Source organism: Methylobacterium fujisawaense, assembly GCF_039619325.1.
Taxonomy (GTDB): domain Bacteria; phylum Pseudomonadota; class Alphaproteobacteria; order Rhizobiales; family Beijerinckiaceae; genus Methylobacterium; species Methylobacterium fujisawaense.
This window is the reverse complement of sequence record NZ_CP155000.1, coordinates 2,620,447-2,645,143: the sequence shown is the minus strand read 5'-3', so window position 1 is coordinate 2,645,143 and position 24,697 is coordinate 2,620,447. Positions and strand designations below refer to the sequence as shown.

Below are 24,697 nucleotides of genomic sequence, written 5' to 3'. Positions count from 1 at the left end.
GACGCACGGGCAGGCAGCGCATGGCGCGCGACAGCAACGACACCACGCCGCTCACCACGCGCGCCGAACTGATCGAATGGTTCGCGGCGGGCGAGAAGCCGCGCGCCCGCTTCGCGATCGGCACCGAGCACGAGAAGATCCCGTTCTACCGGGAGAGCCGGGCGCCCGTCCCCTATGACGGGGATCGCGGCATCCGGGCCCTACTGGAGGGCCTTGCCGGCGAGACGGGCTGGGAGCCGATTCTCGATCTCGGTAACATCATCGGCCTGTCGGCGGAGGCGGGCGGTGCGATCTCGATCGAGCCCGGCGGCCAGTTCGAGCTGTCCGGCGCCGCGCTGCCCGACGTGCATGCCACCGCCGCGGAACTCGCCACGCATCTCGCCGCCACGAAGCGGGTGGCCGATCCTCTGGGAATCGGTTTCTTGACGCTGGGCATGAGTCCGAAATGGCGCCGGGACGAGACCCCGGTCATGCCCAAGAGCCGATACCGGATCATGGCCGGTTACATGCCGAAGGTCGGATCGCTCGGCCTCGACATGATGCTGCGCACCGCCACGGTGCAGGTGAATCTGGATTTCGCCTCCGAGGGCGACATGGTGCGCAAGATGCGCGCATCCCTGGCGCTGCAGCCGGTGGCCACCGCGCTCTTCGCCAACTCCCCCTTCACCGACGGCCGGCCGAACGGCTTCCTGTCGCGCCGGTCCGAGATCTGGCGCGACACCGATGCCGATCGGACGGGGATGCTGCCCTTCGCCTTCGATGCCGGGTTCGGTTACGAGGCCTATGTCGATTGGCTGCTCGACATGCCGATGTACTTCGTCAAGCGGGGCGACACCTACCACGACGTGTCGGGCGCCTCGTTCCGTGACCTGATGGCCGGCAAGCTGCCGCAGCTGCCCGGCGAGTTCGCGACGGTCTCGGATTGGGCCAATCACGCCTCCACCGCCTTCCCCGAGGTCCGGCTGAAGCGTTTCCTGGAGATGCGCGGCGCCGATGTCGGCGATTCCGGCATGATCGCCGCCCAGGCCGCTTTCTGGGCGGGCCTCCTCTACGACGAGGCGGCCCTCGACGCGGCCCTCGACCTCGTGAAGGGGTGGAGCCCGGCCAATCGCGAGGCTGCGCGGGCCACCGCACCGCGCCTCGGGCTCGCGACTCCGGTGGCCAACACCACCCTCGGCGTGGTCGCCGCCGAGGCCCTGGCGATCGCCCGGTCGGGTTTGCGGGCACGGGGCCGCCGCGACGCCGAGGGGCGGGACGAGACCATCTATCTGCAGCCTCTCGAGGCCATCGTCGCGGCCGGCCGCACGCGGGCGGAGGATCTGCTCGCCGATTACGAGGGCCGCTGGGGCGCCTGCGTGCGGCCGGCCTTCGCCGAATGCGTCTTCTGACGCCTCCCTGATCGACCGACGCACCGGGCGCGAATCACATCCGGAGCGTGCTATTGGAACGTTCCAGCAGGGCGTTTTGCCGCTGGAGGATCGTACCATGACCCGTGTCACCGCCGTCATCCTTCTGGCGATGGCTTCCTTGCCGGCGAGCGGGGGCGCAGGTCGGGCGGCCGATCTGGCACGGTTCGAGGCTCCAGGCCCGGCGCCGGGCCCCGGCCGCTGGCATTACGGGGCGGGCGGACGCATCGCCGGAACCGTGGCGGCCCGCGGGCGTCCGCAATACAGCTACTATGGCGAGTACGGTTATCCCGCACCCTTCGGTTACGGCTATGCCTACGCGCCGGTGCCGAGCCACGGCTTCGACTACGGCTATTCCGGTCCGCGCTATCTCTGGTCTGCACCAGACAGCTATTACGGGCCTGCCTTCGGTTATTTCGAATGGTGAGCGGATCCGCTGGCATCGCGGGCTCGCGATGCCTATGACGCGCCGGGTGCCGGTCGCTGTGCCGGTTCGGGAGCTTGCGGCGTGCGGGACGAAGATCCGGACTGCGTCGATCTCGACCTCAGCGGGCTGAAATGCCCCCTCCCGGTCCTGCGCACGCGCAAGGCCCTGCGAAGCCTTCCTGCCGGCCGCACGCTGGTGGTGACGTGCACGGATCCGCTGGCTGCCCTCGACATCCCGAATCTCGTGCGGGAGGAGGGCGCGCGCCTCGACGCTGTCGAGCGGCGTGCGGAACGCCTGCGCTTCCGCATCACCGTGTCCGCAAGGCCGCCGCATTCCTGAACGATCCGTGAGCCTTCCAGGGGCAAGGCAGGATCGGTATGGCACCGCGGATCGGGGGCGTGCGCCTCGTGCACGACGGTTGGGCGCGCTACCTCGTGGCCGAGGTGATGCAGGAGGACGGAACCCGCCTCACGCGGGAGATGGAGGATCACGGCCGGGCGGTCGCGGTGCTGCCTTACGATCCGGAGCGGCGGGTCGCCACGCTGATCTCGCAGTTCCGGGCGCCGGTCCTCTACTCGGGGGGGCCGCCGAGCCATATCGAGGTGCCGGCCGGCCTCCTCGACGAAGGCGCCTCGGAGGACGAGGCACGGCGCGAGGCCCTGGAGGAGACGGGGTTGCGCCTGGGGGCGCTCGACTTCGTCGCCAGCGCGTGGTCGATGCCGGGCATCTCCACGGAGCGGATGGACCTGTTCCTCGCCGCCTACGGCGAGGCCGACCGGACCGGAAGCGGCGGCGGCCTCGCCGCGGAGGGAGAGGCCGTGGCGGTGCATGAGATCCCGCTGCCGGAGCTGGCCGCCATGGGCCGCCGCGGCACGATCACCGACATGAAATCGCTGACGCTGCTGTTCGCGCTCCAATTGCGGCGGCCGGACCTCTTCGAGGCGACGCGCTGAGATCAGCCGGCGCGCCGCCCCATCTGCTCCCGCATCGCGAGGCCGATGAAGCGCCAGGACTTGATGAAGTAGCGGCGGAACAGCCGCCGCGGCGCCTGCAGGAACCGATAGATCCATTCGAGGCCGAGACGCTGCATCAGCTGCGGCGCGCGCGGCAGGAACCCGGCCGCGACGTTCAGGGCGTCGCCGACGCAGAACACCACCGGTTCACCGAGCGTCTGGCCGTGCCGATCCACCCAGATCTCGGATTTGGGCGCGCCCACACCCATCACCAGCAGTGTCGTACCGTGGGCGCGGATCCGCTCCGCCAGCGCGCGGCTGTAGGCCGCATCGTGCTCGAAGCCGAAGGGCGGGACCGCGCTGGCTACGGCGCCGGCCGGAAGGCCCGCCGTCTGCAGGCGAAGGGCCAGGGCGTCCGCCGCATCCTTGCGGGCGGAGACGAAGAAGACCCGCTGCGCGAAGGCCGGCGGATCGGCGAGGACGCAGCCGAGGAGATCGTGCCCGGTGATCCGATGCACGGGCCGGCGACAGGCCCTCCGGGCCAGCCAGACCAGCGGCATCCCGTCGAGGGTCCTGGCCGCAGCACGCGCGTAGGCCTCGCGAAAGGGGGCATTCTCGCTGAGCTGGACGACATGATCGACATTCGCCGTGACGATCATCCGGGGCCGGCCGTCTCGCCGGGCCGCGACGGCGGCCACGAGGGCCGCGACGGGTCCGGTGTGAAACTGGTATCCGAAGAGTTCGACGGTCGCCTCCGCCTGCGGCGACCCGGACGCCGCGCAGGCGGGGCCGCTCACCGTGTGTGCTTCCCCGCGGACCGGATCCATGGCGCCGAGGTAGAGGCTCATCTCTCCGATGTCACGCATCGGCGGCCCGGAAGCTGGCCGCCGGCCGAGTGGCGGCGCGCAGGGTGCGGCGACGGTCGCTGTCGGCGCCGAGGAGCAGGGCGATGCCGCCGCCGAGCAGCAGGCCGAGGAACAGGGCCACCGGCAGGACGATCTTGGGCGACGGCGGGAAGGTCCGCTGGCGCGCGGGTGTCGCGGCCGAGATGATGCGGACGTTGGTGGTGTTGAGCCGCTCCTGCTCGCTCGCCTCGCGGGCGCGCTTCAGGTAGGCCTCGTAGATGCCGCGGCGGGCCTCGAGAGTCCGCTCCAGTTCGCGCAGGCCGACATAGGCCCGGTCGCTGCTCGCCGTCTCGGTCTTCACCCGGTCGAGATTCGTCCGGATCGCCGCCTCGCTCGCGGCAGCGCGGTCGTAATCCTTCTGGGTCGTCTCGATGATCCGCTCCTTCTCGCGCTGGATCAGGCGCTGCAGGTCGCGCTGCTGGGCGTATTGCTCGGCCATGGCCGGGTGGCGTTCGCCGAGGCGGGTGGCGAGCTCCGCGGTGTTGCGGGACAGCGTGGCGTATTGCTGCCGCAGAGCCTGCATCTCCAGGGATTGCAGCATCTCCGGCAAAGCGGTGCTGGGATCCGACGAGCGCATCCGGCGCGCCTGATCGAGGCGCGACTTCGCCTCGGCGGTCTTGATCGAGGCGGTGACGAGCTGCTGATTGAGGTCGCCGAGCTGCTGGTCGGTGAGCAGACGGCCGCTGGCCGCCACGAGCTTGTGATCCTCACGGTAGCGCACCACCGCGCCCTCCGCCTGCTCGACATCCCGCTTCAGGCTGGCGAGCCGTCCGGCCAGGGCGTTGGACGCGCGGCGCGCGGTCTCGGTGCGGGCCGCCGCTTCTTCGGCGAAGTAGGCGTCCCCGACGGCGTTGGCGATGCGTGCGGCCTTCTCGGGATCGCGGGACTGCACCGCGACATCGATCACGAAGGTCCGCTCGGCCCGCCGGACGGTGAGCCGGTTCTGCAGCGTGTCGAGAGCGATGATGACCGGATCGCGACTCGCCGCCGGCGGAAGCATGCCCAGAGCGCCCTTCACCCAGGTGAGGGTCGGGTTGTTGCCGTCCGGCAGGACGAACTCGTCGTCCTGATCGAGGTGGAGCTTGGCGATCACCCGGCGCAGGACGCTATCGGACTGGATCACCCGCACCTGGCTCTCGGCGATCGAGACGCCGCTGTCGGCCTGGGGCTGGCGCGCGTTCACGTCGTTCTCGACGACGCGCAGATCGCTCGGATCCACGAGAACCTGGATGCTGGACGTGTAGCGCGGCGGGATCAGGCCGAGCAGCGCCACCGCCACGGCGACCATGAACAGGCCGCCCAGCACGATGAAGCCGCTGCCGCGCCACAGGCGCCGGAGGATCACGCGACTGTCCGTCTGCGGGGTAACCTGCGGCAGCACCATTCGGACGGGCTGCTCACCGCTCATCCGTGTCGAGAAGTCGAACATACGCCTCGCTCCCTGACCTGTCGGGACGGAGACAACCGCCCGCCGCCACCCTCGTCGCCTGTTCCCTTTCTGACCAGCTTCGTGCCGGTCTGGAACAGGTGCTCGCCCGAGGCGCCGTCTTCGTCGGGAGTCCAGCAATCAGCATACCGGACCAGTAGTATCGCCCCGCTGCGGTTCCTGCTTCAGGAAGCCCGCAGATATCGCATACAGACGTAATCCTAACTGTCACGACAATCGAACGTGAAAAGTCTCCGCTTTGTTGGGGACTACGCAGGCCGCCTCAGGCGCTGCGGTCGCATGCGACAATTGACTCCAACGGTGCGTAGGCTGTCGGGTCGCCCGACAGGAAGCGTTGGAAGCGCAGCCCATCCTCGGCCGCTGTGGCGTTCCAGCACGCCACGTTGGCCCGGCTTGCCGCCGCCGCGCGGGTCAGACCGCCATCCCGGAGCCAGGCGGCGATGGTCCGAGCGGCGCCGTCCGGATCCTCCGGCCGGATCAGCAGGCCGGACGTCCCCAGCACCTCACGGAACACCGGGTCGTCCGGCGCCACGACCGGCAGGCCGCCATGCTGGACTTCCAGGAGCGGCAGCCCCAGCCCCTCCGCCTTGGAGGTCGAGACCAGCAGGTGGCACGACCCCACGAGGGCCCGCAGCTCCGCGTCGGCGAGGTATCCGTGCCGGTGCAGGAACGGCGGTGGTGCCTCCAGGAAGTCGTGCCGCCCCCATCCGACCCGGCCGACGAGATGGAGTTCCGCCGGGATGCCGGCGCGGATCAATGCCGCCGTCAGGGCGAGGGTCGCCGGGTAGTTCTTGCGCGGTTCGACGGTCCCGATGGCGAGGAGCCGCAGCGTCGCGCCGGGCTCGCAGGCCGGCGGCCCCGGCAGGTCGGCCAGGCCGAAGGCGTCGCGGACGGCGGGTCGCAGCAGGGCGACGCGGGCGCGCTCCGCGCAGAGGGCGCGCACGGCCGCGCCGGTGGTGCGGCTGTTGACGAACAGGTTCGGGCACCAGCGCAGGGCGAGGGCGAAGCTCGGGCTCATGTAGATCCGGCTGCGCAGGCTCAGATCCGCCTTCCGCGTGACCAGGAAGGTGTCGTGGACGTAGAGCAGGCACCGTGCCGCCGCGATGGCGCAGAGCGGCCCGGGCGGGAAACCCGGGAACAGGAACAGGGCGTCCCTGTCCGTGAGCGCCCGCGCGGGGAGGCCGATCTGCTGGGCGGCGATCATGCCGGGCAGGGAGCCGGCGGTCACCGGCCGTACATTGTGCGGGGCGAGCCTCTCCGGGGCGAACAGGTCGAGGGTGACCCGCTCGATGCCCGTGACATGGGCCCGCAGATGGGTCTGGTCGAGGTAGATCCGCCGCTGCGCCATGCCGGATTTCGCCTTAAGGTCCGTCATGGCACCCTGCGCCGCAGCGTGCCGGCCAAGTACAGGCATCGCCGCACGAAGAGCGGCATCCGGCGCCCGAACACCATCTGCTTGGCCCGCCGCAGCCGGCGCACGAGCGGAGGCGAGACCGCCGGGACCGTGCCGGTCGCGCCCATCCGCAGATCGGCCGCGAAGGGGAAATGCCCGAGCATCGCGGGGGCGAAGCGCGGATGGGCCGCGCCGTCCCCCAGGCCCTGCCGCCGGAAGACCGCCTCCAGCGACAGCGCCGCCGCGGCCGGGCTGTAGCGGCTCTCCAGGGCGATCCGCGCGAAGGCGCCGAGGCGGGTGCGGGTCGCCCGGTCATCGACCAGGGCGGCCAGGGCGTCGACGAGGGCGCCGGGCCGCATCGGCACGAGGCGGCCCGAGACGCCGTCGATCACCGCCGAGGTCAGCCCGGCGGTGCGGTAGGCCAGGGTCGGGACCCCGCACAGGCCGGCCTCGATGGGCGTCTGTCCGAGAGTCTCGTGGCGGCTCGCGGTGACGTGGAGGTCGCAGGCGCCGTACCACGCCGCCAGCATCGCCTCGTCCGCGATGAGGCCGGGCGCGAACAGGTTCGCGATCCCGAGCCGGGCCGGATCGTCGAGGCGGCCGATCGCCACGACGCCGACGCCCGGTTTTGCCACGGCCTGAAGCGCCGCCCGGAGATCGGCAAAGCCCTTGTCGGGCCCGTCGACGATGACCGAGGATACGAGGATCAGCACGTCATCGGGGGGCAGGCCGAGCCGGCCGCGCAGGCCGGCGCGATCGCCGGGCCGGAAGACGGCGGTCGGGAAGGCGAGGCGGATCGGCTCGACCACGGTGCCGGGCGGCGCGAGTTCGCGGGCCCGCGCCAGCGTCCAGTCGGAATTGGCGAGAAGCCAGGGAGCCGGAGATCGAGCCGCGGATCGGGCCGGGGATCGCACTTCGGGCCCGACCGGGGCGCCGGCGAGCACCGCGCGTTTGCGGTCGTGCATGCCGGCGATCCGGCCGGGGGCCAGTTGCGGATACTCGTCGGGGGTGGGGCAGGCCGCATCGCAGCCGATCGCGGCGCGGCCGCACGCGCGCGGATGGGCGCACCGGCCCGTGAGGGGGAAGAGGTCGTGCAGCACGAGGCCGACCGGTCCCCGCCGGGCCAGACGGCCGACGACGTCAAGGCTGCGGGTGGCGCCGTGCAGGTTGCCGGCCAGGACGAGATCCGGTGCGGTCGCCGAGATTGCGGCCTCGGCCGGGGGGAAGACGTCGCGCCACTCGGCGGCCTCGGGACGGCCGCTCAGGGTGACCTCCGCGATCCGGTGACCGGCGAGAGTCAGTGCCTCGGCGAGCCGGCGCTGGGCCACGCCGGCCCCGCCCTGGGTGCCCGTCCCGGTGAGCGAGACGATCGACAGACCGCTGGCGGGCGGAGGAAGGTCCGAAAGCAGCCTGTGGAGCAGGGCGGGACGACCGATCAGGCTGCGCCGGTCCTCGGAGATCGTCGACCAGGCGGCCCCCTCGTTCAGCATGCCGTCGGGGTCGAGGACCGCATGGTCCGCCAGCCCGTCGCGCCGCCAGAGGATCCCGCCCCCCGCAGACCTGCGGCCACCGGCTTCCGCCGCACGATCGGGCCCGTCGAGGCCCCGCACGGCGTGGTCGAACAGGACGCGCAACCCCGCGACCGCGTCGACCTCGGCGAGCGAGGCCTCCAGCGCCAGAGCGATCAGCGCACCCGGGGCGAGCAGGTCGCCGGCAGCGAGCCAGAGCAGATGATCCGGACCGGGATCGGTCAGGATCCGCTCCACGGCCGCGCGGCCGGTCGTAGGCGCCAGCACGTCGTGTCGAAACTCCGGATAATCCTGGCGCAGGACCGACGCGACGGTCCCGGCCAGGGCGGCATCCGCGTGGGCCACCGTGATGATCCGGATCCGCGGCCAGGGGCGCCCGTCGGGCAGCGACCGCGGACGGGCGGGTCCGGGGGCGCTGCGCCCGTACGGCCAGCCGGCGACGCCGTGGGGAGGCGGTGACATGTCTGCGGCCTCGGTCACGGCGGCTCTAGCGGCGGCTCGGGTCTCGTGTGGGGCGACAGAGTGGACGGGAAGGTTGAAGATTGCCTCTCGGGGCCGGCGGCGTCTCAGCCCATCACCCGGATCCGCGCCGGACCGGCCTCGATCCGGCCGATGCGGGCGGCCGCCGGGTAGCCCGCCGATCGGATGCGCGCGAGGAGCGCGTCGGCCCGGTCGGTCGAGCAGGTCACCAGCAACCCGCCCGAGGTCTGCGGATCGGTGAGGATGTGGCGGCGCCAGTCCGGAAAACCCTCCGGCAGGTCGACCGCCTCGCCGAACGCCGACCAGTTCCGGTGCGAGGCACCGGTGACGGCGCCGGCGCGCGCCAGCGCCTCCGCCTGCGGCAGCAGGGGGAGGGCGTCGGCCTCGAGGGTGAGCGTGAGACCGGCGCCGCGGGCGATCTCCAGCCCGTGGCCCAGGATGCCGAAGCCGGTCACGTCGGTGAGGGCGTGGACGGCGGGCTCGGCGGCCAGGTCGGGTCCGATCCGGTTGAGCAGCGTGGTGGTGGCGATGAAGTCGCGGTAGCCGGCGTCGTCCAGGGTCTCCCGCTTGATCGCCGCGGAGTAGACCCCGACCCCGAGGGCCTTGGTGAGCAGGACGGCATCTCCCGCCATCGCGTCGGCGTTGCGTCGCACCGCCTCCCTGCGGCAGGTGCCGATCACCGCGAGGCCGTAGATCGGCTCGGGGGCGTCGATCGAGTGGCCGCCCGCCACCGGGATGCCGGCCTCGGCGCATTGCTCTGCGCCGCCGCGCAGGATCCGCGCGACCACCTCCGGGTCGATCTTGCCCAGGGGCATCCCGAGGATCGCGAGCGCGAAGAGCGGCCGGCCGCCCATGGCGTAGACGTCCGAGATGGCGTTCGTCGCGGCGATCCGGCCGAAATCGACGGGGTCGTCCACCATCGGTGTGAAGAAATCCGTGGTGGCGATGATGCAGGTGCCGTCCTCCAGCTCCCATACGGCCGCATCGTCCGCCGTCTCGTTGCCGACGAGGAGCCGCTCGAACGGCCCGGCCGCCGGCTGCTGGGCGAGGAGCTGGCGCAGGGTGGCGGGGTCGAGCTTGCAGCCGCAGCCGCCGCCATGGGCAAGACTGGTCAGGCGGGGGGCATCGGTCATCGCTGATCTCCGTTCCGGACGTCCTGGGACCATGGCGGACTCAGTAGCGCGTCGTCAGCGCATTGAGCCAGTCCGGCGAAGCCGCGACGGCCGCAGCTTCGACCTGCTTGTCGAGTCCCGTCAGCACCAGCAGGCCGAGGACCACCATCACGGCGCCCAGCGCGGCCTTCGCGGCCCGGCCGGCCGCGGCGAGGCCGCCGCGCCAGCGCAGCAGCGCCTCGCGGGAGACGAAGCCGAGGAGCATCAGCGGGGCCGCGGCCCCGATCCCGAAAGCCAGCATCGTCAGGGCGACGCTCCCGAGATGCTCGCCCCGCGCCGCCATCAGCGAGGCCGCGCCCAGGGTCGGTCCCACGCAGGGGCTCCAGGCGGCGCCGAGCAGCAGGCCCACGGCGAACTGGCCGGACAATCCGCCGGAGCCGAAGCCGCCGAAGCGTTCCTCCGCCCAGGCGCCGACCGGGCCGGCCGCCGTCGCGACCCAGGCCTGGAGCCGCGGCAGCATCAGCACCACGCCCAGCAGCAGGAGGAGAACCGCGCCGGCATGCCGGAACGTGTCGCCGTCCAGGCCGATGGTGAAGCCGATCGTGGCGACGAACAGCCCGATCGCCGTGAAGGCGATCGCCAGCCCGCCGGCCAGCGCCACAGGGCCGAGGCGATGCTCCGCGGCCGCGGTGCCGAGCACGATCGGGATCAGCGGCAACACGCAGGGCGAGAGCACCGACAGAAGCCCGGCCAGGAAGGCGAATCCGACCGTTCCCAGCATGCCCTCGCGCTCCCGATCCCGCTCGCCCTGCGGAGCTCTCCTCCGTGCCGCGCGGGCGGTCAACGCGCCAGGCGGCCGCGGGCGCGCGGGAACCAGGCGGCAGCCAGCCGATTTCGGCGGCAGTCCGGTGGCGTTCCCCGGCGAGGCGGAGCAGACCGGTGACCATCTTCTTCACGGGCGACACGCATTTCGGCGACCCGCGGGCACTGCGCTTCGACCACCGGCCCTATCCGGATCTTGAGGCCCACGATGCCGGGCTGGTCGCGGCCTGGAACGCCGCGGTCTCGCCCGGCGACACGGTCTGGCACCTCGGCGACTTCGCCCTCGGGCCGAGCGGGGACCGGATTCGCGAGATCCTCGCCGGGCTGAACGGCGAGAAGCACCTGATCGTCGGCAACAACGACGGGCCCGATACTCTGAGTGCGCCCGGCTGGACGTCGGTTCGGCACTACGCGGAAATCGAGGTCGAAGGCCGCATGGTCGTGCTCTGCCACTACGCGTTCCGCACTTGGAACGGCATGAGCCGGGGTGCCCTCAACCTCCACGGGCACAGCCACGGCAAGCTCAAGCCAATGCCGAAGCAGTACGACGTGGGCGTCGACCCGATGGGGCCAGCACCCGTGCCGCTCTCCGCAATCCTCACGTCCCGCCGGCGTCGGGGGCGGTGAGTTGGGGCGGAACTTTCACGTCAGCTTCACCGTTTCAGCGGACAGAAAGGGAGTGGACTTGTGCCGCTCCGAGAAACCCGGCCGGTCCGCCTTCGGAGCGGCCATCCCAAACCGTGTGTGAGTGTTGAAGTGAGTGCCATGTCGGTCACTCTGACCCGTTGCCTCGCCAGCCTCGTGGCAGGCCTCGTGATGACTTCCGCGGCGTCGGCTGTGCCGGCCTGCATCGAAGCCCAGCGCAAGGTCGACGAGGCGAATGCCCTGCGCTTCCAGGCGCGTCAGGAGGCCCGTCTGGGCGATCATGACCGCGTCTGCGACACGCTCGATGAAGTGGGCGACCGCTACGACGATGCTCGCGACGCCTTCGAGCGATGCGGCGAGGGCGTCGTGGCGATCGATCTCCGCAGCGAACTGCGGGGCCTGCGGATCGCCAAGAAAATTAACCGCTGCGATTGATCGGGTGCGCATCCGCACCTCGGAAGTCTCGTTCCTGCAGCATCACCCCGTCACGCGCGACGCCGGTCGCCGAAAAGGTTCTGCGCCCATGACCCCCGCCACGCTTTCGAACGACATCGAGCCCGCCGTCGTCCGCACCGGCCCGTCCTTCGCGGCCGCCTTGTGCGGCTTCGTCAGCACCACCGTCGCGACGACGATGCTGCTCATGCTGATCGGTGCGTTCTGATCAGGGCGCGACCGACCAGAATCGCTGACGGTTGAACAACATATCCTGGGAGCCGACCTTCGGTGCCGGCTCGGTCCGCCGCCCGCAATCGGGTTCGGCCGGCTTCGTGACGGCCGCGAGGGTCGTGTGGGCCGGCACGGGTATCAGGCCCAGGCGCGTCTGAACCTCGGGCTGCCGCGCCGCCGCGATGGTCAGCACGCAGGCGATCAGGCCGCCGGCAACAGTTCCGAGAACGAAATTCAACATCGGGCCTGGGATCCGGGGCCCGATTCCTTTGGGCCACACAGCGTCGTCGATAAGCAACCCGGCGGCATCATGGCGGATCTGGCGCTCACGCGCTTTTAACTCCTGGTCTGCGACAGCTACGCGCCAGCTTGCCGCCAAGGCAGGCCTGACGACGGGGCTGGACCGCCGATGAACTACGCCGCCAACGCCTACGCCAAGACATCCCACAGCGCCCTCTCGCCGCGCGAAGCCGAATCCGCGGTTCTGCTGAAAGCGGCGCAGAAGCTGATCGGTGCGAGCCAGGGGCTCTCCGAGGGCGATGCCGGGCGCCTCAACGACGCCCTGTCGTTCAACCAGCGCGTCTGGACACTGCTGACCTCCGAGGCCACGTCGGACCTGAACCCGCTCCCTTCGGACGTCAAGCAGGGCGTCGGCCGCCTGGGCGTGTTCGTGCTCCAGAGCTGCATCGACACGATGATCGCGCCGACGCCCGAGAAGATCGCGACGCTCGTGTCGATCAACAACCACATCGCCGCCGGCCTGCAGGGCAATCCCGGCTGAGGCCCGAGAGCCGTCAGGAAGCCGCCGACGTTTCCGGCAGGTCCGGCTGGGACACCGCGCCGGCGGCTTCCCACTCGACGAGTTTGCGGCTCAGCTTGAGCGCCCGATAATACGCGCCGGTCTCGACGGCCTGGGCGATCCCCGCGATGTGAGGGGCCGCCGCCGGCGCGAGCCCGAGCAGATCCGTCGCCTGCCGGAAGAACAGGTCGATCCCCTGCGTCGGATCGTCGGCGAGGTAGATGACCGTCAGGGTCAGGTGGAGGCGCTTGCAGGCCGTGTCGGCCTCGGTCTCCGTGATGATCTCGCTCTCGCGCAGGAACTTGCACTGCGTCTCGATCAAGAAGGTCGAGCGCCGGTCGCCGTTGCGCAGCAGGGCACCGTTGATGATCAGCCGTTCGAAGGGCTTGAGTTCCAGACGCAGGGGCATCGGGCGTTCCTTTCTAGAAGACCCGGCGATCTCATTCGCGAACCGTTAACGTTTCGAGAATTCCCGCACCGAGCGCGGCCGTTGCACCACGCGGGTGCCGTGATAAACTCACACAAATGACGACCGGGTGAAGCGTGTCGGGGAGGTCCGATGACGGCGCAGACGGATCGGCGCGCACGGTATCCGAGCCTCGGCGGCAAGCGCGTCCTGGTGACGGGCGGAGCCTCGGGAATCGGCGCGGGTCTGGTCGAGGCCTTCGTCGGCCAGGGGGCCCGCGTCCTGTTCTGCGACATCGCGGATGATGCGGCGAACGCAGTGGTGGCGCGTCTGACGCCCGGCGCCGCGCACGCCCCGCTCTACCGGCGCTGCGACCTGACGGATGTCGATGCGGTTCGCGCGCTGGTCGCCGAGGCGGATACGGTTCTGGGCGGCTTGGATGTCCTGATCAACAATGCCGGCAACGACGACCGCCACAGCCTCGCCGAGGTGACGCCCGCCTATTGGGACGACCGGATGGCGGTGAACCTGCGCCACCTGTTCTTCGCCGCCCAGGCGGCGGTGCCGGCGATGCGGCGTGCGGGCGGCGGCGTGATCCTCAATTTCGGATCGATCAGCTGGCATCTCGGGCTGAAGGAGATGCCGCTCTACCAGACCGCCAAGGCGGCGATCGAGGGGATGACCCGCGCCCTGGCCCGCGACCTCGGCCGCGATGGGATCCGGGTGGTGTCGATCATCCCCGGCAACGTCCAGACGCAGCGGCAGGAGAGATGGTACACGCCGGAGGGCGAGGCGGGCATCGTCGCCGCGCAATGCCTCGACGGCCGGATCCAGCCGGCCGACGTCGCCGCGCTGGTCCTGTTCCTCGCCTCGGACGATGCCCGGATGTGCACCGGCCACCCCTACGTCATCGACGCGGGATGGCGCTGACCGGGAGCCGGGCAGGAGACCGGCCGGACATGAGACCGGCCGGACAGGGGGCGCGGGTCCGCGTTCCGGCCCGGCCCGCTTCCGTGCCTCAGTCGCACGTCTCCTTCTTGACGGTCTTGGAGTCGCCCATGTCGTTCTCCTTGCGCACCGTCTTGGTGACGCAGCCGTCGCCATGGTCGTGGACGGTCACGGATTTCGACTCGGTCGCCGGGCGGTCGACGACGACGGCCGGCCGGTCGCGCTCGATGACGGTGGTCTGGGCCTGTGCGGCGGCGCCGAGGCTCAACAGGGCGGCGGTCGCGAGCAAGGTCTTGCGCATGCTGAAACTCCAATACCGGTTTCGGTACCGGGTAACGGCGGTCACAGCTTGAGCGTTCCGCAGAGCCGTCGGTCTCGAAGGCGGACCGAACCCGTAAAAAAACTTGGCTCGGCCCGCGCGCCGTTCGGTTCGCAGCAGAGCCGGAGCGACGGCGCCAATGACTGCGGAACCGGGACCAAGACAACCCCGGTGGACTACGTGCGCGGCGTGGCCGGGCCTCAGCCGCCCGTCATCGGCGGGAAGAAGGCGATCTCGCGGGCGCCCGCGATCGGCGCGTCCGGCTTGGCGTGGACCCGATCGATCGCGGCCCGGACGACGCCCGGATCCTCGAAGGCGTAGGCATATTCCTCGCCCCGGCCCCGGAGCCACCGGACGAGGTCGGCGACGGTGGCGACGTCCGCCGGCGGTGCCAGCTCCTCCTCGGGGCGGCCGATCCGCTCGCGGACCCAGGCGAAATAGACGAGCTTCATCGCATCACCGTAGCGAAGACAGGGCAGGGACCGCACGTCCCGCAGGCCGATCCGTCAGCGCGGATCGTCGATGACGTGCTTGATCCCGGCCCGCATGTAGTCCCAGCCGGTCCAGAGCGTGAGGGCGGCGGCCAGCCACAGCAGCGTCAGGCCGATCGGCTCGGTCCCCGGCAGCAGGGTCTCGCCCGCCGGGCCGGCGACCAGGAAGCCGAGAGCCACGAGCTGCACGGTGGTCTTCCATTTGGCGATCTTGCTGACGGGCACCCCGACCTTCAGCTCGGCCAGGTACTCGCGCAGGCCGGAAACCAGCACCTCGCGGCACAGGATCACGATGGCCGCCCAGATATTCGAGCCGACGATCGTGTGGTCCGCCGTCAGCATCAGCAGGCACGCCGAGACGAGAAGCTTGTCGGCGATCGGATCGAGCATCCGGCCGAGCGCCGAGCTCTGATGGTAGGTGCGTGCGACGTACCCGTCCAAATAGTCGGTGATCGCGGCCGCGACGAAAACGCCCAGCGCCGTCCACCGGGCGGTGTGGGATTCGGGCCAGAACAGCAGAGCGACCATCACCGGCACGGCAACGAGGCGCCCGTAGGTCAGGCAATTCGCGAGCGTCCAGGCCGGCGACCGTCGTCGGGGAAGGACGGCGTTCATCGCAGGGGTGAAATCAGAGCGGGGCCCGGGCGTCAACGTCCTGGTTTCGGTCTCGGCCATCGCGGTCGGGTTCTCAGGCGCCGGCATGGAAGAAGTCGTAGACCGCCCGCGCGGTGGCGGCGTTCACGCCCGGTGTCTTGGCCAGATCCTCGAAGGCCGCACGCTCGATGGCCTTCACGGTCCCGAAGTGATGGAGCAGCGCGCGCTTGCGGCTGGGCCCGATGCCGGCGATCTCGTCCAGGGGGTTCTTCACCATCTCGCGCTTCCGCTTGGCCCGGTGGCTGCCGATGGCGAAGCGGTGCGCCTCGTCCCGGAGCCGTTGCACGAAGTAGAGCGTCGGGTCGCGCGGCGGAAGCTTGAAGGGCGGCCGGCCGGGCACGAAAAACGTCTCGCGCCCGGCATCCCGGTCGCGGCCCTTGGCGACGCCGATCAGCGGCACGCCCGAGACGCCGACCTCCTCCAGGGCCGTCCGCGCGGCGTCGAGCTGGCCCTTGCCGCCGTCGATCAGCACGAGGTCCGGCCAGGCCGGGAACGCCTCGCTCTCCTCGGCCGGCACCGGCTCCTGGACGCCGCCCTCGACGGCGGCGGCCGCGGCTTCGCGTTCGGTGCGCGGTGACTCCTTTACCAGCCGCTTGAAGCGCCGCTGCAGGACTTCGCGCATCATGCCGTAATCGTCGCCCGGGGTGAGCTCCTCGGACTTGATGTTGAACGTGCGGTAATGCGTCTTCATGAAGCCCGTCGGGCCGGCGACGATCATGCCGCCGACCGCGTTCGTCCCCATGATGTGCGAGTTGTCGTAGACCTCGATCCGGCGGGGCGCGCCGTCGAGCCCGAAGGCCTGGCCGAGCGCCGCGAGCAGCTTGCCCTGGGAGGCCGTGTCGGCGAGGCGCCGCGCCAAGGCTTCCTTGGCGTTGCGCTGGGCGTAGTCGACGAGGTTCTTCCGCTCGCCGCGGCTCGGCTTGTGGATCTCGACGCGGTACTCCACCCGGCTCGACAGGGCCGCCGCCACCAGCTCGGCATCCTCGACCGCATGGCTCGTCAGCACCGTCCGGGGCGCCGGCTTGTCGTCGTAGAACTGGCCGATGAACGACCCGAGCACCTCGTCGGGGGTCATCGACCGGTCGGCCTTGGGGAAATAGGCGCGGTTGCCCCAGTTCTGGAAGTTCCGGAAGAAGAACACTTCGATGCAGAACTGGCCGGCCTGCTCGTCGAGGGCGAACACGTCCGCTTCCTCCACGCCCTGGGTGTTGACCCCCTGCACGCCCTGGATCGCCGACAGCGCGGCGATCCGGTCCCGGAAGCGGGCGGCGCGTTCGAACTCCATCGCTTCCGAGGCTTCCTGCATCTCGGTGCGCATCCGGTCCTTCACGGCGTTCGACTTGCCCGCCAGGAACGCCCGGGCGGAATCCGCCATGGCGGCGTAATCCTCCGTGGCGATCTCGCCGGTGCAGGGGCCGGAGCAGCGCTTGATCTGGAAGAGCAGGCAGGGACGGGTGCGGTTCTCGTAGTAGCTGTCCGTGCAGGTGCGCAGGAGAAAAGCGCGCTGCAGGGCGTTCACCGTCCGGTTCACCGCCCAGACGCTGGCGAAGGGCCCGTAATAATTGCCCTTCCGGCGCCGGGCGCCCCGGTGCTTGACGATCTGCGGGGCGGGGCCGTCGTCGGTGACCAGAATGTAGGGGAACGACTTGTCGTCCCGCATCAGCACGTTGAAGCGGGGCTTCAGCTGCTTGATCAGGTTGGCTTCGAGGAGCAGCGCCTCGGTCTCGGTGGCGGTGGTGACGAACTCCATCGCCGCCGTCTGCGAGATCATCCGGGCAATGCGGTTCGAATGCGCCTGACCCCGCGCATAGGAGCCGACCCGGGCCTTCAGGTTCTTGGCCTTGCCGACATAGAGGACGTCGCCGCGATGATCGAACATCCGGTAGACGCCGGGCGAGGACGGCAGGGTCGACCAGAACCGGCGGATCACCTCGGTGCCGGCCTGGACGGCACCCGGCTCGAAGTCGAAATCGATTTCCGGCGCCTCCGTGTCGGGGAGGCCGGCTTCCGGCGCGTCGGCGGTCTCGTCCCGCTCGGCGTCGCGGCCGTCGTCGAAGGTGTCCGGGGGCAGGTCTGAGAGGGCTCTGCGGCTCATACCGCAGATCTAAGCGTTCCTGAGCGCCAGCGGGACCGGGGCGGCGACAAAAATCGCGCGCCCGGACCGGGGATCAGTCGAACAGCGAATCGATGTCGCTCTGGTCGACGTGGCCGGGATCGTGGTCGAGCTTCGGACCGTTCAGGAGCGAGCTCTCGTCGTCCAGGGAGGTCGGCACCGGCATGACGGTGATGAGTTCCTTGAAGCTGTCGAGTTCCGACCACGTGGCGATCAGCCGGTCGAGATGCTCCTCGATGAACTTCATCACGCCGACGATCTTGGTGATCCGCTGGCCGGTCAAGTCCTGGAAGTTGCAGGCCTCGTAGGCTGTGATCACGCGCTCGAGGATCACGTCGACGTGCTGCTTCAGCCCGGGCGGCAGCGTCGCGGCGTTGAGCATGCCGGCGTGGCTCTCGATCTCCTCGATCGCCCCGAGGAGCTGCGTCGTGGCGCGCTCCGTCGAGTCGACCACGGCGTCGAGTTCGTCGGCCGCCCGGCGCATGCCCTTGCCGGTATTCTCCGTCCGATGCAGCGTCGCCAGCTCCGACTTGGTGCGGGTGATCGCCTCCTTCATCACGTCGAGTTCCGTGCGCATCGCGAGCGCTTCGTGCAGCTCGCGCCGGCACGACTCGATCGTCTCGCTGGCGCTCATCTGCGTGACGCGGCGCAAGTCCTGGATGGCGCTGAAGATTTCTTCGAGTCGCTCGTTCGAGGCGATCGAGCCCGGACCAGGCTGGGGAGCCGCGGGAATCCCGAGGCTGTCTTCGATGCGATAGCGCTTCTGGGTCATCGTCCGGGCGTGGGCGTTCGGGTTCCGTCGACGCAACTCTCTACCACATCGGTTAGCGGACTGTGACTGCCAAGCTTTTTCCGAGCGTTCCGGGCTCCTTCCCGAAGGCGCGGCGGGCTGCGATGAACGGTTAACCGGCGATTCACGCTGCCGCCGACGGGCCGGGGAGAGACCGCGGCCTCGGCGCGATTCACCACGTTCCTTCACCTGATTCGGTAAAATGCCGCGGGATCGTTCGCGGGCCGGGCGCTTGGGCGCCGGCTCGGGAGCATGCGACGATGCGGGGTTCGGTCCGATTGGGAATGGCGGCGGCCGCGGCCGCTTTCGTGCTGTGCGGGCCTGCGCGCGCGCAACAGGCGCGCTACGCCGAGGGCGGCTACGGCGGCGGCCTGATCGAGTACCTCGTCACCGGCAGCGCCGGGGGCGGCGGCCGCGGCTGGCCGCAGCGCTCCGCGGCCCCGCAGCGGGCGGCGACGCCCCAGCGGGTCGCGGCCTATTCCGGGGAGCTGGTGCCGGCCGAGCCGGAGGCCGCTCAGGCATACGGACAATCCTACGGACAGGCTTACGGTGCGGCTCAGCCCTACGGCGCGCCGCCCGCGGCCGCCTACGGAGCGTCCCAGGCGGATCCCGGCCGGATCGCCCGCGCGGTCGCGCCGGAATTCCAGCGCCAGGAGGTCCCGTTCGCGGGGCCGCAGAAGCCCGGGACGATCGTCATCGACACCGCCGGCAAGCATCTCTACCTCGTGCAGGCCGGCCAGCGCGCCCTCCGCTACGGGATCGGCGTCGGCCGTCCCGGCTTCGCCTGGAGCGGTCTCAAGACCGTCAGCCGCAAGGCGGAGTGGCCGGACTGGACACCGCCGGCGGAGATGCTCGCCCGCCGGCCCGACCTGCCGCGCCACATGGCCGGCGGGCCGGAGAATCCCCTCGGGGCGCGGGCCCTGTATCTCGGTTCATCGCTCTACCGGATCCACGGCACCAACGAGCCCAACACGATCGGTCAATCGGTCTCGTCGGGCTGCATCCGGATGATGAACGACGACGTCGTCGACCTCTACGACCGCGTGCCGGTGGGAACGCGCGTCGAAGTCCTGTGAGCGCCTGACGTCGTCGGCATCACGCAGGCTGACCCTTCGGATACGGAAAGGCCCGGCCGCGCCTGACGCGACCGGGCCTCTTTCTTTGGGGGGCTGGACGATCAGGTCCAGTCGCTGTCGTCGCCGCCGCCCAGGTCGCCGCCGAAATCGCCACCCGGATCGCTGTAGTTCGCGTCCTGGAAGCTACCCAGGTCGCCGCCGCTGTTGTCCAGGGCAGCTCCGAGATCCTGGTTGCCACCGTCGCCGTAGTAGTTGTTGACCACGGTCTCGCCGGCACCGCCGCCCAGGCCGGCGGCCGCAGCGCTGCCGAGGCTCGAATGGCCGCCCGCGAAGGCGTTCGACAGGGCGCTGCCCAGGAGCATGCCGCCGGCCGCGCCCGCCGCCATGGGGAGCGCCGTCGCCATGAAGCCGCCGCCGCGGGCCGGCGCCTGCGGCTGACCGCCCCACGGGCCGCCCTGCTGGGGATAGCCGCCCTGCTGGGGATAGCCCCCCTGCTGCGGGTAGCCTTGCTGAGGATAGCCCTGCGGGGGCGCGCCGCCCTGATTGCCCCAGGGTTGTCCGGCGGGACGCTGCTGTGCGTAGCCGGGCTGCGGCTCCTGGCGCTGGCTGCCGCCGCCGAAGATGCTCGACAGGAAGCCGCCGCCGCCGCCCGAGGGCTGCGCAGAGGCCGCCTGGCTGCGCGCCTGCTCCAGCTGCTGGTTCAGGCTCTTGATCGCCTCTTCCTGGACGTAGATCAGCTGCGCCATCGCGTAGGGCGCGTAGGGCTGGGCGCGGATCTTGTCGGCGATGAAGCGCTCCGCCTCCGCGTCGCGGGGCTGGGTCTGCGCCTGCTCCAGCCGCTGGAAGATGCCCGAAATGACGTCGCGTTCTTCGCTGTTCATGGAGTCGTCCTCCTCGAATCTCACCCGCGGGCCCGAACGCGCCGCATGGCAGACACGACATGGGTGCGCGGCGACGCTTTGTCAGGGGGATTGCGAAAACTTCATCCGCCGACTGCGAAAAACGAGAAGCCCGACCTTTCGGCCGGGCTTCCCAGAGACGGATCCCGAACGCGGCCGTAGCCGCGCCGTCGCGCAATCCTAGAAGGTGCCGAACTTGTAGTTCAGGCCGGCGCGGACGACGGCGAACTCGTCGGAGCGGCGGCCGACGCCGCTGTAGACGACGGGGAAGTTGTTGGCGGCGTTGACGACGAGCGCGCCCTGGTTGCGGGTGCCACGGTCGAGGTTGACGTACAGGCCTTCGACCTTGAGCGTCACGGCCGACGAGCGGAAGAAGTTCAGGAAGGAGTCGGTGGGCAGGGCATACTCGATGCCGCCGCCGGCGGCCCAGCCGGTGCGGAAGCTGTCGTTGCCGGCATAGCCGCCGAAGGAGCGGTCGGCGCTGCCCGAGCCGTAGGCGAAGCCGCCGGTGCCGTAGATCAGGGTGCGGTCGAAGGCGTAGCCGAGGCGACCGCGGACGGTGCCGAAGAAGTCGAGGCTGGAGAGGCCGCGCGGGTCGGTGACGTAGTAGCCGGGGGCCAGCGCGCCGGAGATGAAGGCGTTGTTCCGGCTGCGGCCGAAGTCGAGGTACTGGGCGTCGGCCTCGACGCCGATGACGATGCCGGAGCCGGGCGTGAACTGGTAGTTGTAGCCGACCTGGCCACCGCCGGAGAAGCCGTCCTGGCTGCGGTTGCGGAAGGTGGCGACGGTGCCGGGGGCGGCGTAGGGGAAGGGCACGCCGAAGCTGGAACCGGTGTTGCGGTCGCTGGCGTCGAAGGCGTAGCCGGCGTTGATACCGAAATAGGCGCCGGTCCAGGTGAAGACCGGGACGGGGGTGAAGATCGGCGGCGGGGCGGCGCGGCGCGGCAGGTCGGCGGCGAAGGCCGAGCCGGCGAAGGCGACGCCCGCGAGGGCCGTGGTCACACGGAGCAGGGATTTCATGATCTGGTCCTCACTGGTGGTCCGCCCCGACCGTGGCCGGACGGGGGCGTAACCGGATCTGGCTGCGTTCCAGCGGTTCCAGGGCTGCTTTGCGCTCCGCGGTGTCGCCGACCGCATTCGCGGCCCCTTATGGCAACCCGCCGTTTATCCCCGGCACCTTGACCCCCCAACGCGGGCGAATGGCCAAGGTTCATTCACGGCTACGCTTTTTTCTCGCCCGTGCATCGACAAAGTGTCGCACCCCTGGTGTCCGATGGCGGACCGCGCCGTCAGGGGACGAGCGTCACGGCGGAGATGAGGCGGCCGTAATCGGCCTCGCCGCGATGCGTGGTCCGCCGATAGCTGTAGAACCGCTCCGGATCCGCGTAGGTGCAGAGGTTGAGCGCGCTGGCTTCCCCGACCTCGGCCTCGGCGAGCCGGGCCAGGATGAAGCCCGGCAGGTCGAACTGCGCGTGTCCGGGCCGCGTGCCGGCCGCGAGGAAGCGCTCCATGCCGGGGGCGTCGGACCGGAACCGGGTGATGAAGTCCGGGCCGACCTCGTAGGAAGCCTGCCCGATCGTCGGGCCCAGTACGGCGACGATCCGCTGCCGCCGCGCGCCGAGCGCCTCCATCGCCGCCACCGTCGCGCCGATCACGCCGGTGAGGGCGCCCTTCCAGCCGGCATGGGCGGCACCGACGACCCCGTTCTCGGGATCCGCGAACAGGATCGGCCCGCAATCCGCCGTGGCGATACCGAGCGCCAGGCCCGGCACCCGCGTCACCATGGCGTCGGCCTTGGGCCGCTCCGCCGCCGCGAAGGGCGCTTCGACGGTGACGACATCGGCCGAGTGGACCTGGTACAGGCTGACGAGCCGATCCGGCGGCAGGCCGAGCCGGCCGCACATCCGCGCCCGGTTCTCGGCGACGCGCTCCGGCACGTCCTGGGAGCCGAGCCCACCGTTGAGCGACGCGTAGAGGCCGTCCGAAACCCCGCCGACGCGGGTGAAGAAGGCGTGGCGCACGCCCGCATGCGCGGAGAGTTCCGGCGCCTCGATGATCATGCCTGCGGTCACGGTCGGCCTCGCGGTTGCTCGTATCGCGCCCCGATAGCGCAAGGGCGGACCCTTGACGATGTCGTTCAACCGTCAGATTCTTGCTGCATTGCAGTATGGAGCCGATCCGGCTCCGCCTTGAGAAGGATCGCAATGTCACGAGGGATCGAGACCGACGTCCTGCCCGAGACGCCCGAGGCTGAAGAGCCCCGGATCCCGAGCGCGCCCGCCCACCCCGTCACGGGAGAGCCCGCCGCCTTCGACCCGACCGACCTCAACCCGCCTGCACCGCCGACACCGCGGCCGTCCACCCAGACGGATTCCGGCTTCGGCTCCTTCGGCTGACCGAATCCGGCCCCCTGCGGGGCCGAGGAATCGGCCCGGCGGCTCAGGCCGCCGGAAACCCCGGGAGCGGTCCGAGGGCCGGGCCGCTCACCGCCATCACCTTGAACAGGCTGCCCATCCCGCCCCGGCTCGGATCCGTGAGGCGGGTGATTGCCGCGTCGATCGCGGCGGATTGCGCCGCATTGGCCCGGGCCTTCAGACGTTCGGCACGGGCGCCGAGTCCGAGGGCTGCCAGGAAGTCGCCCTGGTCCACCGGCCCATGGATCGCCGCGCCCTCGGCCTGTGCCGCCTTCGCGTGGGCGGCGAAATCGACATGATGCGTCAGATCCGCCTCGCCGGGCGCGGCCAGTGGATCGGCGAAGCGATGCCCCGACAGGGCCTGGAGGGTGTCGCCGAAGCCCGGTCGGACATGGCCGTAATCGATGGCCAGCAGGGTGCCCCCCTGGATGCACAGGCGCTGCGCCAAGCTGCGCATCAGCGCGAGCCCGGCCGTCGGCACGCTCATGAGCGCCCCGTCCGGGCCGTCCGCGTCGAGGCCGGGGGTCGGCTCCGGCGACAGCCCGAAGGCGAGGCCGCCCTGCGGATCGAGGCCGACCTGCCGCTCGTGCCAGCCCGTCGGCCGGCGCTCGAACTGGCGCACCGGCAGGCAGTCGAAGAACTCGTTCGCCAGGATGATCGCGGGACCCGGAGGCAGCGACTCGATGTCGGCGTGCCACGCCGCGCCGGTCCCGGCGAGGAGGCGTTCCTGCGCGGCCCGCAGGACCGGGCTGGTCTCCACCAGATGCGGTGCCACGCGCATTCCCGGGCGCGCCGCCCGCAACGCCCGCAGCGCGTCCGCCATCAGCGTGCCGCGGCCGGGCCCCAGCTCCACCAGAACCAGGGGATCGGGTCGTCCCATCAGCTCGTGGACATAGGCGCTCCAGGCACCGATCAGCTCGCCGAACATCTGGCTGATCTCGGGCGCGGTGGTGAAGTCGCCCCGGGCGCCCAGAGGGTCGCGGGTGCGGTAGTAGCCGTGGACCGGATGGCCGAGGCACAGGGCCATGTAGCGATCGACGCCGATCGGCCCGTTCTGGCGGATCAGCGCCGCGATCTCGGCTCCGAGGGGGCTCACGCCTCGACGGCCGCCTTGCGGTCCGCCTCGGCGGCGGGTGTCGCCACCGGATGGCGCGGACGCGTCCGGCCGGTCCCGGCCAGCACGATGTAGGTGAGGCCGACGACCATCATCGGCACGCACAGCAGCATGCCCATGGTCACGCCGCCGCCCATCGGACCGAAATGGTCGCCGAACAGGAAGCCGAGCTGGCGGTCCGGCTCGCGGAAGAACTCGCAGAAGGTCCGCGCCAGGGCGTAGCCGAGGACGAAGATGCCGCCGAGGAGGCCGGGCTTGCGGAAGCCGAACCGGCGGACGCTCACCGCCATCACGATGAACAGCAGCAGACCTTCTGTGGCGGCCTCGTAGAGCTGGCTCGGATGGCGGGGCACGGCCCCGCCGCTCGGGAACACGATGGCGTAGGGAAAGTCCGGCGCCACGCGGCCCCAGAGTTCGCCGTTCACGAAATTGGCGATCCGGCCGAAGAACAGGCCGATCGGGACGACCACCGCGCCGATATCGAGGAGCGTGTAGCCGTTAAGGCCCTTGCCGCGCGCGAACAGCAGGAAGGCCAGGATCGCCCCGATGAAGCCGCCGTGGAACGACATGCCGCCGTTGCGGATCGCCAGGATCTCCATCGGATCGGCGATGTACATCGGGAGATTGTAGAACAGCACGTAGCCGATCCGGCCGCCGAGCACGACGCCGAGCGCCACCCAGACGACGAGGTCGTCGATGTCGACGACCTGCGGGCGCTTCACCACGCCCCAGAGGCTGTCGGCCATGACGAGGCGGCGCGCGTAATACCACCCGCCGATCAGGCCGGCGATGTAGGCGAGGGCGTACCATTTGATCGTGATCGGCCCGATCGCGAGCGCCACAGGATCGATGGCCGGAAAGGGCAGGGCGAGGAACGGCATCAGTCTCA

General features: G+C 70.6%; 29 protein-coding genes. 11 read left to right on the top strand and 18 right to left on the bottom strand.

All coding sequences use genetic code 11. The annotated features are described in order from the left end of the window. The first annotated feature begins 20 nt into the window (after positions 1–20). The 4 genes from ABC766_RS12495 (at position 21) to ABC766_RS12480 (ending at position 2,786) form a co-directional block, all read left to right on the top strand. On the top strand, positions 21–1,388 hold the full coding sequence (locus ABC766_RS12495; protein ID WP_345822367.1) for a glutamate--cysteine ligase: 1,368 nt from the start codon (positions 21–23) through the stop codon (positions 1,386–1,388). Positions 1,389–1,485: 97 nt separating this feature from the next. After that, on the top strand, positions 1,486–1,833 hold the full coding sequence (locus ABC766_RS12490; RefSeq protein WP_345822366.1) for a hypothetical protein: 348 nt from the start codon (positions 1,486–1,488) through the stop codon (positions 1,831–1,833). Positions 1,834–1,914: 81 nt separating this feature from the next. Then, positions 1,915–2,172 carry a sulfurtransferase TusA family protein gene (locus ABC766_RS12485; protein ID WP_043353112.1) on the top strand — a complete coding sequence of 86 codons (258 nt, stop codon included), beginning with the start codon at positions 1,915–1,917 and terminating at the stop codon, positions 2,170–2,172. A 38-nt stretch (positions 2,173–2,210) separates the two neighbouring features. Then, positions 2,211–2,786: an NUDIX hydrolase gene (locus ABC766_RS12480; protein WP_345822365.1), complete on the top strand. Its 576-nt coding sequence runs from the start codon at positions 2,211–2,213 to the stop codon at positions 2,784–2,786. A 2-nt stretch (positions 2,787–2,788) separates the two neighbouring features. Here ABC766_RS12480 and ABC766_RS12475 read toward each other — a convergent pair whose 3' ends face one another. The 6 genes from ABC766_RS12475 to ABC766_RS12450 all read right to left on the bottom strand — a co-directional run bounded on the left by ABC766_RS12475 (position 2,789) and on the right by ABC766_RS12450 (position 10,433). Then, entirely contained in the window at positions 2,789–3,634 is an 846-nt protein-coding gene (locus ABC766_RS12475; protein ID WP_236961732.1) for a WecB/TagA/CpsF family glycosyltransferase, read from the bottom strand. A 10-nt stretch (positions 3,635–3,644) separates the two neighbouring features. Beyond that, positions 3,645–5,036, bottom strand: coding sequence for a GumC family protein (locus tag ABC766_RS12470; RefSeq protein ID WP_345822364.1), 1,392 nt, complete (start codon positions 5,034–5,036; stop codon positions 3,645–3,647). A 364-nt stretch (positions 5,037–5,400) separates the two neighbouring features. Beyond that, complete coding sequence (locus tag ABC766_RS12465; RefSeq protein WP_342143687.1) at positions 5,401–6,513, bottom strand: glycosyltransferase; 1,113 nt, start codon at positions 6,511–6,513, stop codon at positions 5,401–5,403. Further along, positions 6,510–8,522, bottom strand: a complete 2,013-nt coding sequence (locus ABC766_RS12460; protein ID WP_345822363.1) for a glycosyltransferase — start codon at positions 8,520–8,522, stop codon at positions 6,510–6,512. Before ABC766_RS12460 ends, ABC766_RS12465 begins: the two co-directional genes overlap by 4 nt. 104 nt (positions 8,523–8,626) lie before the next feature. Beyond that, complete coding sequence (gene selD / locus ABC766_RS12455) at positions 8,627–9,673, bottom strand: selenide, water dikinase SelD (protein WP_345822362.1); 1,047 nt, start codon at positions 9,671–9,673, stop codon at positions 8,627–8,629. A gap of 40 nt (positions 9,674–9,713) precedes the next feature. Beyond that, entirely contained in the window at positions 9,714–10,433 is a 720-nt protein-coding gene (locus tag ABC766_RS12450; protein ID WP_345822361.1) for a cytochrome c biogenesis CcdA family protein, read from the bottom strand. 158 nt (positions 10,434–10,591) lie between these two features. Between ABC766_RS12450 and ABC766_RS12445 the strand changes: the two genes are divergently transcribed. The 3 genes from ABC766_RS12445 to ABC766_RS12435 all read left to right on the top strand — a co-directional run bounded on the left by ABC766_RS12445 (position 10,592) and on the right by ABC766_RS12435 (position 11,780). Then, positions 10,592–11,101, top strand: coding sequence for a metallophosphoesterase family protein (locus ABC766_RS12445; RefSeq protein WP_345822360.1), 510 nt, complete (start codon positions 10,592–10,594; stop codon positions 11,099–11,101). Positions 11,102–11,239: 138 nt separating this feature from the next. Beyond that, positions 11,240–11,554, top strand: a complete 315-nt coding sequence (locus ABC766_RS12440; RefSeq protein ID WP_043355560.1) for a hypothetical protein — start codon at positions 11,240–11,242, stop codon at positions 11,552–11,554. 4 nt (positions 11,555–11,558) lie between these two features. Beyond that, positions 11,559–11,780, top strand: a complete 222-nt coding sequence (locus ABC766_RS12435; protein ID WP_345822869.1) for a hypothetical protein — start codon at positions 11,559–11,561, stop codon at positions 11,778–11,780. On the opposite strand, the gene ABC766_RS12430 is transcribed toward ABC766_RS12435, so the two are convergent. Continuing rightward, the gene (locus ABC766_RS12430) at positions 11,781–12,026 is read right to left on the bottom strand and encodes a hypothetical protein (RefSeq protein ID WP_043355558.1); all 246 of its coding nucleotides are present in this window, start codon (positions 12,024–12,026) and stop codon (positions 11,781–11,783) included. A 168-nt stretch (positions 12,027–12,194) separates the two neighbouring features. Here ABC766_RS12430 and flaF point away from each other — a divergent pair, with 168 nt between their 5' ends. Continuing rightward, the gene (flaF, locus tag ABC766_RS12425; RefSeq protein WP_043355557.1) at positions 12,195–12,566 is read left to right on the top strand and encodes a flagellar biosynthesis regulator FlaF; all 372 of its coding nucleotides are present in this window, start codon (positions 12,195–12,197) and stop codon (positions 12,564–12,566) included. A 13-nt stretch (positions 12,567–12,579) separates the two neighbouring features. On the opposite strand, the gene ABC766_RS12420 is transcribed toward flaF, so the two are convergent. Further along, the gene (locus ABC766_RS12420; RefSeq protein WP_043355555.1) at positions 12,580–12,993 is read right to left on the bottom strand and encodes a flagellar biosynthesis repressor FlbT; all 414 of its coding nucleotides are present in this window, start codon (positions 12,991–12,993) and stop codon (positions 12,580–12,582) included. Positions 12,994–13,143: 150 nt separating this feature from the next. On the opposite strand from ABC766_RS12420, the gene ABC766_RS12415 reads away from it, so the two are divergent. After that, complete coding sequence (locus ABC766_RS12415) at positions 13,144–13,920, top strand: SDR family oxidoreductase (RefSeq protein ID WP_345822359.1); 777 nt, start codon at positions 13,144–13,146, stop codon at positions 13,918–13,920. An 88-nt stretch (positions 13,921–14,008) separates the two neighbouring features. Here the strand turns inward: ABC766_RS12415 and ABC766_RS12410 are convergent, their stop codons facing one another. The 5 genes from ABC766_RS12410 to ABC766_RS12390 form a co-directional block, all read right to left on the bottom strand. After that, positions 14,009–14,239 (bottom strand): hypothetical protein, encoded by a 231-nt coding sequence (locus ABC766_RS12410; RefSeq protein ID WP_043355551.1) that lies wholly within the window; start codon positions 14,237–14,239, stop codon positions 14,009–14,011. 218 nt (positions 14,240–14,457) lie between these two features. Next, a complete protein-coding gene (gene moaD / locus ABC766_RS12405; protein ID WP_345822358.1) occupies positions 14,458–14,709 on the bottom strand; it encodes a molybdopterin converting factor subunit 1 in 252 nt (83 codons plus the stop codon). Between the two features lie 54 nt (positions 14,710–14,763). Then, positions 14,764–15,363 (bottom strand): CDP-diacylglycerol--glycerol-3-phosphate 3-phosphatidyltransferase, encoded by a 600-nt coding sequence (gene pgsA / locus ABC766_RS12400; protein ID WP_043355549.1) that lies wholly within the window; start codon positions 15,361–15,363, stop codon positions 14,764–14,766. A 73-nt stretch (positions 15,364–15,436) separates the two neighbouring features. Then, a complete protein-coding gene (uvrC, locus tag ABC766_RS12395) occupies positions 15,437–17,497 on the bottom strand; it encodes an excinuclease ABC subunit UvrC (RefSeq protein ID WP_043382720.1) in 2,061 nt (686 codons plus the stop codon). A 73-nt stretch (positions 17,498–17,570) separates the two neighbouring features. After that, on the bottom strand, positions 17,571–18,287 hold the full coding sequence (locus tag ABC766_RS12390) for a protein phosphatase CheZ (RefSeq protein ID WP_043382723.1): 717 nt from the start codon (positions 18,285–18,287) through the stop codon (positions 17,571–17,573). Positions 18,288–18,565: 278 nt separating this feature from the next. Between ABC766_RS12390 and ABC766_RS12385 the strand changes: the two genes are divergently transcribed. After that, positions 18,566–19,381, top strand: a complete 816-nt coding sequence (locus ABC766_RS12385; RefSeq protein WP_345822357.1) for a L,D-transpeptidase — start codon at positions 18,566–18,568, stop codon at positions 19,379–19,381. Between the two features lie 101 nt (positions 19,382–19,482). Here ABC766_RS12385 and ABC766_RS12380 read toward each other — a convergent pair whose 3' ends face one another. The 3 genes from ABC766_RS12380 to pgeF form a co-directional block, all read right to left on the bottom strand. Next, positions 19,483–20,262 carry a DUF2076 domain-containing protein gene (locus ABC766_RS12380; RefSeq protein WP_043382729.1) on the bottom strand — a complete coding sequence of 260 codons (780 nt, stop codon included), beginning with the start codon at positions 20,260–20,262 and terminating at the stop codon, positions 19,483–19,485. A 198-nt stretch (positions 20,263–20,460) separates the two neighbouring features. Next, positions 20,461–21,300, bottom strand: a complete 840-nt coding sequence (locus ABC766_RS12375; protein ID WP_043346898.1) for an outer membrane protein — start codon at positions 21,298–21,300, stop codon at positions 20,461–20,463. Between the two features lie 269 nt (positions 21,301–21,569). Further along, positions 21,570–22,340 carry a peptidoglycan editing factor PgeF gene (gene pgeF, locus ABC766_RS12370; RefSeq protein WP_043346897.1) on the bottom strand — a complete coding sequence of 257 codons (771 nt, stop codon included), beginning with the start codon at positions 22,338–22,340 and terminating at the stop codon, positions 21,570–21,572. Between the two features lie 144 nt (positions 22,341–22,484). Here pgeF and ABC766_RS12365 point away from each other — a divergent pair, with 144 nt between their 5' ends. Then, positions 22,485–22,676: a hypothetical protein gene (locus ABC766_RS12365; protein ID WP_043346894.1), complete on the top strand. Its 192-nt coding sequence runs from the start codon at positions 22,485–22,487 to the stop codon at positions 22,674–22,676. Positions 22,677–22,719: 43 nt separating this feature from the next. On the opposite strand, the gene ABC766_RS12360 is transcribed toward ABC766_RS12365, so the two are convergent. Both ABC766_RS12360 and lgt read right to left on the bottom strand, forming a co-directional pair. After that, on the bottom strand, positions 22,720–23,790 hold the full coding sequence (locus ABC766_RS12360) for a class I SAM-dependent methyltransferase (RefSeq protein ID WP_345822356.1): 1,071 nt from the start codon (positions 23,788–23,790) through the stop codon (positions 22,720–22,722). Then, a complete protein-coding gene (gene lgt, locus ABC766_RS12355) occupies positions 23,787–24,689 on the bottom strand; it encodes a prolipoprotein diacylglyceryl transferase (RefSeq protein WP_427902306.1) in 903 nt (300 codons plus the stop codon). The genes ABC766_RS12360 and lgt overlap by 4 nt, the downstream gene beginning before the upstream one ends. Between the last annotated feature and the right edge of the window lie 8 nt (positions 24,690–24,697).

What these genes read in the sequence shown, in the direction of transcription:
- ABC766_RS12385 (WP_345822357.1), top strand. Translation starts at nt 18,566, where the DNA reads ATGCGGGGTTCGGTCCGATTGGGAATGGCGGCGGCCGCGGCCGCTTTC.
- ABC766_RS12420 (WP_043355555.1), bottom strand. Translation starts at nt 12,993, where the DNA reads ATGCCCCTGCGTCTGGAACTCAAGCCCTTCGAACGGCTGATCATCAAC.
- uvrC (WP_043382720.1), bottom strand. Translation starts at nt 17,497, where the DNA reads ATGAGCCGCAGAGCCCTCTCAGACCTGCCCCCGGACACCTTCGACGAC.
- lgt (WP_427902306.1), bottom strand. Translation starts at nt 24,689, where the DNA reads ATGCCGTTCCTCGCCCTGCCCTTTCCGGCCATCGATCCTGTGGCGCTC.
- flaF (WP_043355557.1), top strand. Translation starts at nt 12,195, where the DNA reads ATGAACTACGCCGCCAACGCCTACGCCAAGACATCCCACAGCGCCCTC.
- selD (WP_345822362.1), bottom strand. Translation starts at nt 9,673, where the DNA reads ATGACCGATGCCCCCCGCCTGACCAGTCTTGCCCATGGCGGCGGCTGC.
- ABC766_RS12450 (WP_345822361.1), bottom strand. Translation starts at nt 10,433, where the DNA reads ATGCTGGGAACGGTCGGATTCGCCTTCCTGGCCGGGCTTCTGTCGGTG.
- ABC766_RS12415 (WP_345822359.1), top strand. Translation starts at nt 13,144, where the DNA reads ATGACGGCGCAGACGGATCGGCGCGCACGGTATCCGAGCCTCGGCGGC.
- ABC766_RS12430 (WP_043355558.1), bottom strand. Translation starts at nt 12,026, where the DNA reads ATGTTGAATTTCGTTCTCGGAACTGTTGCCGGCGGCCTGATCGCCTGC.
- moaD (WP_345822358.1), bottom strand. Translation starts at nt 14,709, where the DNA reads ATGAAGCTCGTCTATTTCGCCTGGGTCCGCGAGCGGATCGGCCGCCCC.
- ABC766_RS12390 (WP_043382723.1), bottom strand. Translation starts at nt 18,287, where the DNA reads ATGACCCAGAAGCGCTATCGCATCGAAGACAGCCTCGGGATTCCCGCG.
- ABC766_RS12365 (WP_043346894.1), top strand. Translation starts at nt 22,485, where the DNA reads ATGTCACGAGGGATCGAGACCGACGTCCTGCCCGAGACGCCCGAGGCT.
- ABC766_RS12465 (WP_342143687.1), bottom strand. Translation starts at nt 6,513, where the DNA reads ATGACGGACCTTAAGGCGAAATCCGGCATGGCGCAGCGGCGGATCTAC.
- ABC766_RS12495 (WP_345822367.1), top strand. Translation starts at nt 21, where the DNA reads ATGGCGCGCGACAGCAACGACACCACGCCGCTCACCACGCGCGCCGAA.
- ABC766_RS12460 (WP_345822363.1), bottom strand. Translation starts at nt 8,522, where the DNA reads ATGTCACCGCCTCCCCACGGCGTCGCCGGCTGGCCGTACGGGCGCAGC.
- ABC766_RS12480 (WP_345822365.1), top strand. Translation starts at nt 2,211, where the DNA reads ATGGCACCGCGGATCGGGGGCGTGCGCCTCGTGCACGACGGTTGGGCG.
- ABC766_RS12375 (WP_043346898.1), bottom strand. Translation starts at nt 21,300, where the DNA reads ATGAAATCCCTGCTCCGTGTGACCACGGCCCTCGCGGGCGTCGCCTTC.
- ABC766_RS12440 (WP_043355560.1), top strand. Translation starts at nt 11,240, where the DNA reads ATGTCGGTCACTCTGACCCGTTGCCTCGCCAGCCTCGTGGCAGGCCTC.
- pgeF (WP_043346897.1), bottom strand. Translation starts at nt 22,340, where the DNA reads ATGATCATCGAGGCGCCGGAACTCTCCGCGCATGCGGGCGTGCGCCAC.
- ABC766_RS12380 (WP_043382729.1), bottom strand. Translation starts at nt 20,262, where the DNA reads ATGAACAGCGAAGAACGCGACGTCATTTCGGGCATCTTCCAGCGGCTG.
- ABC766_RS12475 (WP_236961732.1), bottom strand. Translation starts at nt 3,634, where the DNA reads ATGAGCCTCTACCTCGGCGCCATGGATCCGGTCCGCGGGGAAGCACAC.
- ABC766_RS12490 (WP_345822366.1), top strand. Translation starts at nt 1,486, where the DNA reads ATGACCCGTGTCACCGCCGTCATCCTTCTGGCGATGGCTTCCTTGCCG.
- ABC766_RS12410 (WP_043355551.1), bottom strand. Translation starts at nt 14,239, where the DNA reads ATGCGCAAGACCTTGCTCGCGACCGCCGCCCTGTTGAGCCTCGGCGCC.
- pgsA (WP_043355549.1), bottom strand. Translation starts at nt 15,363, where the DNA reads ATGAACGCCGTCCTTCCCCGACGACGGTCGCCGGCCTGGACGCTCGCG.